The organism is Streptomyces justiciae (genome assembly GCF_015163075.1).
GTDB lineage: Bacteria > Actinomycetota > Actinomycetes > Streptomycetales > Streptomycetaceae > Streptomyces > Streptomyces justiciae.
The window spans coordinates 1-613 of sequence record NZ_JADDXU010000055.1 but is presented as its reverse complement, the minus strand read 5'-3'; the positions used below and the strand labels follow the sequence as shown (position 1 = coordinate 613).

The window sequence follows — 613 nt, the reverse complement described above, 5'->3', positions numbered from 1 at the left end:
AGTGTCGGGCGGTTTTGGGGCCGTGGGTGTGGCGTTGGCGGGTGCCGTGGGCGAGGTGGATGCGGGCGAGTTCGTAGGGGAAGTGGTGGGCTTGGGGGTGGGTTTGGGCTTGGTGGTAGTAGTGGTCGGCTTGGGTGGGGTCGGGGGTGGTCATGGCGAGGGCGCCGTAGGTGGTGAGGGCGAGGCGGGGGCTGATGTGGGCCAGGCCTTGGTGGTGGGCGGCTTGGGCGTGTTGGTGGGCTTGTTGGGTGCGGCCGGTGTGGAGGGCTGCTTCGACGAGGTCGAGGAGGGTGCGGGGGGCTTGGTGGGCGTAGGGGTGGAAGGTGCCGGGGGGTGTGATGCCGATGGCGTGGAGGTAGGCGGCTTCGTAGTCGCCTTCGGCGAGGGCGGCGGTGGTGCCGATGGTGTCGGTGATCTGGGTGAGGAAGCCGACGCCGCGGGGGCGGGCCCAGGTGTCGACGGTGGCCTGCAGTTCCCGGGCGCGCTCGACCTGACCCCGCAACGCCGCCAACCACCCCAGATAGGCGTTGGTGTGGTGGACGAACAGCGCGTGCCCATGCGTGGTGGTCAGCTCCAGGCAGCGCTGCCCGGTGCGCTCGGCCTCGTCCCACTC

The 613-nt window shown here is 70.8% G+C and carries 1 pseudogene; it reads right to left on the bottom strand.

From position 1 onward, the window contains the following. A pseudogene (locus tag IQ210_RS46985) lies at positions 1-613 on the bottom strand (helix-turn-helix transcriptional regulator); the annotation flags it as partial.